The 6,479-nt window shown below is 65.1% G+C and carries 9 protein-coding genes; 5 read left to right on the forward strand and 4 right to left on the reverse strand.

The genetic code is table 11. From position 1 onward, the window contains the following. The first annotated feature begins 14 nt into the window (after positions 1-14). On the forward strand, positions 15-482 hold the full coding sequence (locus JYK17_RS33110; protein WP_222811818.1) for a very short patch repair endonuclease: 468 nt from the start codon (positions 15-17) through the stop codon (positions 480-482). Here JYK17_RS33110 and JYK17_RS33115 read toward each other — a convergent pair whose 3' ends face one another. Beyond that, entirely contained in the window at positions 483-1,703 is a 1,221-nt protein-coding gene (locus JYK17_RS33115) for a DNA cytosine methyltransferase (protein ID WP_222811819.1), read from the reverse strand. A 161-nt stretch (positions 1,704-1,864) separates the two neighbouring features. Here JYK17_RS33115 and JYK17_RS33120 point away from each other — a divergent pair, with 161 nt between their 5' ends. Continuing rightward, positions 1,865-2,614, forward strand: a complete 750-nt coding sequence (locus JYK17_RS33120) for an HNH endonuclease (RefSeq protein WP_222811820.1) — start codon at positions 1,865-1,867, stop codon at positions 2,612-2,614. Here JYK17_RS33120 and JYK17_RS33125 read toward each other — a convergent pair. Next, positions 2,611-3,243: an ATP-binding protein gene (locus tag JYK17_RS33125; RefSeq protein WP_222811821.1), complete on the reverse strand. Its 633-nt coding sequence runs from the start codon at positions 3,241-3,243 to the stop codon at positions 2,611-2,613. The two genes, JYK17_RS33120 and JYK17_RS33125, sit on opposite strands and share 4 nt — an antisense overlap. 219 nt (positions 3,244-3,462) lie before the next feature. Between JYK17_RS33125 and JYK17_RS33130 the strand changes: the two genes are divergently transcribed. Both JYK17_RS33130 and JYK17_RS33135 read left to right on the forward strand, forming a co-directional pair. Continuing rightward, positions 3,463-4,308: a helix-turn-helix domain-containing protein gene (locus JYK17_RS33130; protein ID WP_222811822.1), complete on the forward strand. Its 846-nt coding sequence runs from the start codon at positions 3,463-3,465 to the stop codon at positions 4,306-4,308. Next, the gene (locus tag JYK17_RS33135; protein ID WP_222811823.1) at positions 4,309-4,518 is read left to right on the forward strand and encodes a DUF397 domain-containing protein; all 210 of its coding nucleotides are present in this window, start codon (positions 4,309-4,311) and stop codon (positions 4,516-4,518) included. A gap of 271 nt (positions 4,519-4,789) precedes the next feature. On the opposite strand, the gene JYK17_RS33140 is transcribed toward JYK17_RS33135, so the two are convergent. Then, a complete protein-coding gene (locus JYK17_RS33140; RefSeq protein WP_222811824.1) occupies positions 4,790-5,146 on the reverse strand; it encodes a MerR family transcriptional regulator in 357 nt (118 codons plus the stop codon). A 90-nt stretch (positions 5,147-5,236) separates the two neighbouring features. Between JYK17_RS33140 and JYK17_RS33145 the strand changes: the two genes are divergently transcribed. Continuing rightward, positions 5,237-5,704: a hypothetical protein gene (locus JYK17_RS33145; RefSeq protein ID WP_222811828.1), complete on the forward strand. Its 468-nt coding sequence runs from the start codon at positions 5,237-5,239 to the stop codon at positions 5,702-5,704. A gap of 381 nt (positions 5,705-6,085) precedes the next feature. Here the strand turns inward: JYK17_RS33145 and JYK17_RS33150 are convergent. Next, positions 6,086-6,479, reverse strand: a 394-nt coding sequence (locus JYK17_RS33150; protein ID WP_222811825.1) for a nitroreductase family protein, incomplete at its 5' end; no start/stop codon positions are given.

The following is a 6,479-nucleotide window of genomic DNA, read 5'->3' on the forward strand; positions in this document are numbered from 1 at the left end:
GTGCAGGGGATCCAATGGAAGTCGAGGGGCAGCTGCCGGAGGGGTCGTGGGCATCCTCCGCGGCGCGTCGCCGAAACATGCAGGCCATCCGGAACCGGGACACCAAGCCCGAATGGCTGATCCGAAGGCTCGTGCACGCTAGAGGCTTGCGCTACCGCGTCGCCGCCAAGCCTCTGCCAGGACTTCGCCGAACTGCAGACATGGTCTTCCGCCCGGTGAAGGTGGCCGTCTTTATTGACGGCTGCTACTGGCACGGTTGCCCTGACCACTATGTGCCGCCAAGGACCAACCCTGGCTACTGGTCAGACAAAGTCGCTCGGAACATAGCCCGCGACCGCGACACTGACCGACGCCTCGGTGAGGCAGGCTGGACGGTGCTCAGGTTTTGGGAGCATGAACCGTCGGAAAGCTGCGCTGCACGCATCGCGACTGAGGTCGAGAAGCGCCGCAGCGCAGCCCGAAAGGCAAAGCCGGACAGTTGATCAACCCTTCTTCTGGTCTCGCTCCCGCGCCGCCTTCAGTACATCGATGATCGATTTACCGACGGCTTTGGCTACTGGCGGCGGGAAAGCATTACCCACCTGCCGGTACTGTGCGGTTTTCCCGCCGGCGAAGTCCCACTCCATCGGGAATCCTTGAATGATTGCTGCCTGCCGCACGGTGAGCATGGGGCCGTCAGGGCCGAACAGATCGCGGCCCTCGCTCTGCTTCTTCGCACATGTGCCGATGTCGTTGGCGACGCCCATGCCCGAGATCCCGAGCTGCTTCCAAGCTGCCTTGGCACGGCTAGGACCAAGATCTGCACCACCGTGCTTCTTCGACCCGCCGACAAGCGTGGGAGCGATGCCCCCGCCCTTGCCCTTCAGTTCGGCATCCCTCTCACGTGCCCTCGTCAGCCAACGGTCAAAAGCCTCGCGAGCCACCCGTGAGTGGACTCCACCGAAGTACTGTTCGTATCGCTCCCGCATGGTCGGCTCAAGTGCATCTGCGACGCTAACCGGATCTTCGTGGGTGGCCGTGGGCCACTCGTACTTGAGGTCCTTGATGACGTCGTTCCGGAATGCGACAAGGATGGCTCGGGGACGAAGCTGCGGCACTCCGAAGTCGCTGGCCTCCAACACGCCCCACTTACAGACGGTGTAGTCCAGACCTGCCCCAGTGACAAGCTGACCGTCTTCGCCCAGGTAGGTCCCGCCCTGAAGCTTCGCCTGGATGTAATCGCGGTAGTCCGAGAACTTGGGGTCCATGATCCCCCGGACGTTCTCGATCATCACCGCCCGTGGCTTGAGGGTTTCCACCAGCTCGAGCATGCGGGGGAAGAGGTCGCGCTCGTCGTCCTTGCCGAGCTGCTTCCCCGCGTGGGAAAACGGCGGGCACGGAACGCCACCCGCCAGCAGGTCCAGCTCCCCCGGCTTCAGCAGCTCTGCACTCTTGCGCAGGTCCCGGAACGGCTCAAACTGCTTGACGTCAGCCGACAGGACGTCGCAATGCTCCCTCTCCCACGCCCATACCTCGTGGACTTCGATGTTCAGCTCGAGTGTCTTCACCGCGTGCTGGTCGATCTCGACCAGGGCCAGGTGCCCGAAGCCCGCCTGATGCAGCCCGATGGCCTGCCCGCCGGCGCCAGCGCAGATCTCGATCGACGTGAACTCGCGCTCAGCCGACACCGCATTGGCACCCGTGGAATCGTTCGTGCGGGTCATGTCCCCTCCTTGCAGCCGTACAGCGGCAGACACATCTTGCAATCTGCCATCACTGAGGGTGACAGACCCCACTGACAACGAGACCTCACCAAGTGTGCAGTACGCCCCTGGCTCCGCTGAACGCACCCTCCGTAACTCCGAACACTCATACGATATTGCTCATGCGGGCACCCACGTGGATTGAGGACGAACTCGTACTTGCCGGAGCACTCGTCGTGAAGAACGGCTGGCGCGAACTCCGGACCAGCGACCGGGAGGTCCATGAGCTGTCTGAGCTGCTTCGTTCGCTGCCGATTCACAGCGCTGAAGCGCGGGGTCTTGCCGACTTCCGGTCCCCCGACAGCGTCAGCCGCAAGACCTCGGACTTTGCGACGAACCACAGCTCGTACTCCGGCAAGGCAACTCGGTGCGGCCGGCCCACGCTGCTCATGATCGAAGCGTTTATGCACCGTGAAGCTGAGATGCTGCAGGCTGCCCAGGCCCTCAGGGAGGGCATCGCCTCGGGCGAGCTGTACCAGATCCCCGCGCAGCCCGATGAGGTCGACGACACGGGAGCCACCGCGATCGAGGGACGGCTGCTCGTCAGGTGGGCACTTGCTCGCGAGCGGGACCCGAAGCTGCGCGCGCTGAAGATAAAGCAGATGCGGCAACGAGGGCGCCCGCTCAGGTGCGTGGTCTGCAACTTCGATTTCGCCCGAACATACGGAGACCTGGGCGAGGGCTACATCGAAGTGCACCATGTCACTCCCCTCCACGTCTCTGGAGCCCGGGAGACCAAGCTCGACGATCTGGCCTGCGTATGCGCCAATTGCCACCGCATGTGCCACAGGAGCCGTCCGGGAGAATCCTGGCGCACGCCGGCTGCTCTGCGGAAGCAGATACACAAGTCCGCTCAGGAGCCCGCCCACTAGGCTGCGTCCGCTTCGGCCTCGTAGTGCATCTGGGCCAGGTCGAGCACGTCGTCTGGATCGTGTCCTCGGGCAGCCGTCCAGTGAAGCAAGTCCGCGATCAGCTCGACCGCCGACTCCTCCAGATCCGCCCATCGCCGGCTCACCCGGAGATCCGTACCGCCGATGACACCCTGATAGCTCTCAAGCGCTTCAGCTGCCCGCTCAATACGTCGGCAAGTACGGCCGCCGCCGATCGAGATCTCGCACCAGACCGCCTTTCCCGCTGCGGTCAGGACCGTGCCCCAGTCCACCGCCAGGGCTGCGAGCAAGTGCAGGCCTCGGCCGCACTCGGCTTCGCAGTCCGCCGTTGCCGGTGATGGCACCACCCGGCTTTTGTCGTGCACCTCCAGGCGCAGCCGCTCTCCCCGCCACTCCAAAATGAGGCTCGCCGGCGCCCCCTCGCCAACATGCTTGATGACGTTCGTCGCCAGCTCAGTTACCAGAAGTTCGGCTTCGTCGGCAGCCACCGGCGTACCCCAACGGCTGAGCTGCGTGACGGCCGCTCTGCGTAGTAAGGGCACCTCTGCCGGTGCCGCTTCGAAGGGCAGGACACAGCGGAGTCGGGGTTCGGTGACTTCGGAGCCAGGCATACGGCCACTCCTCCCTCCCAGGCCACGCACATCCTGCACCTGCCGTATCCGTACGGCTGCAGTGCGTAGCGATTCGTGAGCGAGCATGGCACAGAGAAGTCTCGCTATGTAACTTCTCACGAGAATCTATCGAGTGAATCGATGGTGTGGCCACACCAGCGCTGCCTAGCCTGTTGGGGATCTCCGGGCCCGCTGCCCGGTACCTGGCGAAGGAACCACATGCCCGAACGGACCACCACCCGCCGTCGCCAACTGGGGGCGACGATGCGCAAGTTGCGCGCCCGCAAGGGGCTGACTCTTGAGGAGGCAGGGAAACTCGTCGGCGTATCCAAGGCGACGGTCAGCAGGTACGAAACCCAGTCCGGGCCGGTCAAGTGGGTCATCATTGACGCCCTATGCCGCGAGTACGGAGCAACTGAGGCTGAGTGCAAGGCGGTTGTCGGGCTCGCTAAAGACGCCAAGCAGCAAGGCTGGTGGAGTTCCTTTGCCGACTCCATCCCAGAGAGCATGAACTTGCTGCTCACGCTGGAAGACGAGGCCGTACACGAGAGTCACTTCTCATGCGTCTACGTCCCTGGTCTCCTGCAAACCCGCGCCTACAGCACGGCTTTGCAGAAGGCCAACGAAGTACCCCTCGCTCCGGAGGAGATCGAGCGGTTGGTCGATATCCGCATGAAGCGGCAGGAGATCCTCACCCGCTCCAAGCCCCTGCGCCTGTGGGCGATCCTGGACGAGTCCGTGATCCGCCGCGTCGTCGGGTCAGCGACGGCGATGAAGGAGCAGCTCGACCGGCTGCTCGAAGCGAACGAGTCACCGCACATAACGCTTCAGGTGCTGCCCTTCTCCAAGGGCGCCCACGCCGCCGCCCTCGGAAGCTTCGTCATCATCGGCGGCCCCGAGCCGGCCCTCGACGTCACATACGTCGACTTCCACACCGGCTCCCTCTTTCTTGAGAAGGAAGAGGAACTGGAGCGATACAGGCTTGCGTTCGAGTACCTGCGCGCACAAGCGTTGGACATGGAAGCGTCCTCATCCATGATCCACCGCGCCCGCAAGGAGCTGTGAATGTCCGTTGGCCCTCAGCCTGTCTCCGATCCGGTCTGGTTCAAGTCGTCGTACAGCGGCGGTAACGCGACCGAGTGCGTAGAGGCCGCCTTCATACCGTTCGGCGTGCTCGTACGGGACTCAAAGGAGCCGCAAGGCCACGAGGTTGCAATTTCAGCCAACGCCTGGCGCCTTTTCGTCTGCTCAATACGCGCAATAGCCAGCAAATAGGGCCGATCCGCTTCAGAGATGGATGATGCGCTCTTTGCAAATCACGAGGTGCTGATGACGGGCAGGATCGCGCTGTCCGGTCTGTGCGCGAAATTTGGGGCGGGACGAGGCGGGGGCACCGTTGAACGTCCGGCGGCTGCGGACGTCGAGGTCGCTTCGGGTTTCTGGGTGCGCGAGGGCTTACGGGCGTAACTGACGTAAGCAGAAACCGTCGAGCCCGTAGCAGCTGTTCGCTCGGGTAGTGCAGGCCTGTTGTCGATGCTCGCCCGGGTCAGCCGGCCGCCCGTAGGGGGCATCCGGTGCCCACGCGTGTGTCGAGTTCGGTTCGTAGGGCGGCAAGTTGCGCCATGCGCGCATCGATAACTTTGATCTTCTCCTCGAACAGCGTCGACAACGCCGTGGCGGTGTCGGGTTGTTGGCGGAGTTCCTCGCCGGTCCGGGCGATCTCGGCCAGCGAGAGGCCGAGCGTCTGCGCGGTGCGGACGTACTGCAGCCACGGCACGGCCTCCGGCGGGAAGTCGCGATACCCGTTGGGCAGACGCCGGCCCGTGACGAGACCGATCTTCTCGTAGAAGCGGATGGTGTCCCTGGTCAGTCCCGCTTGCGCGGCCAGCTCTCCGATACGCACGGCTCTCCCTGAACTGCCGACTTGACCTTGGACAGTACTCCACTGTTTACCGTCGTGGCGTCCGTGCAGGAGACCAGCAGGAGCCTCGCCGTGATCCGTCCGTTCGCCCTTTCCCAGCCCGCCTATCTGCGTGTCGTACGCACGAGTGCGTGGTACGACCTCGTGGTCACGGCCGGATTCGCCACGCCGTGGACGTACGCCCTCGTGCACGATGCGCTGTCGACGCTCGGTGACGCCCTCGGGCTGGGCGCCCTGCCCGCCCTCAACCCGATTGAGATCCTCTACGCGAATCTCATGGGCTCCGTGGTCGTCGTATGGGCGCTCCTGCGGATCATCAACCCGCTGCCCGTGCACGGACTGTACGACGGGCTTGCGCGCACCCTTTTCTCCGCGTGGCAGGCGTATGCGCTGGGGCACGGTGCCCCGCGTTGGCTGTGGCTGTTCCTGGTTGCCGAGACGGCGTTCGGGGTTGTCCAGCTTGTGCCGTGGTGGCGGGCTCGGCGCACCGACCTCATGGACTCAACTGCCGGACGACCGCTCGGCGGCGCGGGACGGTGATACCTGGGCGAGGGCGTGGGCTGAAAGCTCATTCGGCTGCAGTCTCGTCGCTTCTTCACGTCCCCCGGGGGCCCGCTGTCGTTCCGTCCGCTTCAACGCACCCATGGCCGCCCGGTTTTGCTGATGGTGGCGGTTCCGGGGCGAGCGTCAAGAGCGCCCTTCGGGCGTCGGCTTCGCCGATTCCGCTTCGCTGCACTCTTGACCCTCGCCCCTCCACCGCGGGGTGTTGTGAGGCCGGGCGGCCTCAGGGGTGGGCGGCGGGGGCAGGCGAGTGGGGGTGCGCGAGGGTCGCCGGGTGGCGGGTGGGTGGGTGGTGGGTGGGTTCGTGCGCTTGGTGTGGGCTCGGGTCGGCCGTAGGCCCTACGGCGGTGCTATGCCGCCTCAGGCGTGCCGGCCCCACTGGCCTCGGTGGATTACGTCGGCCGCCGGGCGGCGGCGTTGGGCGATGCGGGGGCTTGGTGGGGGTACGTCTTCGGCTCGGTAGCCGACCGTGATGGCGCCGATGGGGGCGTACTCCTCCGGTACTGCGAACTCCTCGCGGAATGGCTGGAGATGCTCCGGCATGATGCCGAAGAAGCAAGCGCCGAGGCCCTCGTCGACGGCGGTCAGGAGCATGAGGAGGGCTGCCATGCCGGTGTCGATGTGCCAGTACGGGGCGGGCCAGCGGGCCTCCGCCCGGTCCTCCCAGCCCTTGTCGGGTTCGGCGTAGCGGTTGAGGTAGGCGGCTTTGTGGGCCAGGGGTACGACGACGAGCGGGGCGTCCTGCATGGTCGGG

The organism is Streptomyces plumbidurans, from assembly GCF_019857225.1.
Classification (GTDB): domain Bacteria; phylum Actinomycetota; class Actinomycetes; order Streptomycetales; family Streptomycetaceae; genus Streptomyces; species Streptomyces plumbidurans.

Coding starts and splice junctions, on each gene's coding strand:
- JYK17_RS33130 (WP_222811822.1), top strand. CDS start 3,463: ATGCCCGAACGGACCACCACCCGCCGTCGCCAACTGGGGGCGACGATG.
- JYK17_RS33135 (WP_222811823.1), top strand. CDS start 4,309: ATGTCCGTTGGCCCTCAGCCTGTCTCCGATCCGGTCTGGTTCAAGTCG.
- JYK17_RS33115 (WP_222811819.1), bottom strand. CDS start 1,703: ATGACCCGCACGAACGATTCCACGGGTGCCAATGCGGTGTCGGCTGAG.
- JYK17_RS33125 (WP_222811821.1), bottom strand. CDS start 3,243: ATGCCTGGCTCCGAAGTCACCGAACCCCGACTCCGCTGTGTCCTGCCC.
- JYK17_RS33120 (WP_222811820.1), top strand. CDS start 1,865: ATGCGGGCACCCACGTGGATTGAGGACGAACTCGTACTTGCCGGAGCA.
- JYK17_RS33110 (WP_222811818.1), top strand. CDS start 15: ATGGAAGTCGAGGGGCAGCTGCCGGAGGGGTCGTGGGCATCCTCCGCG.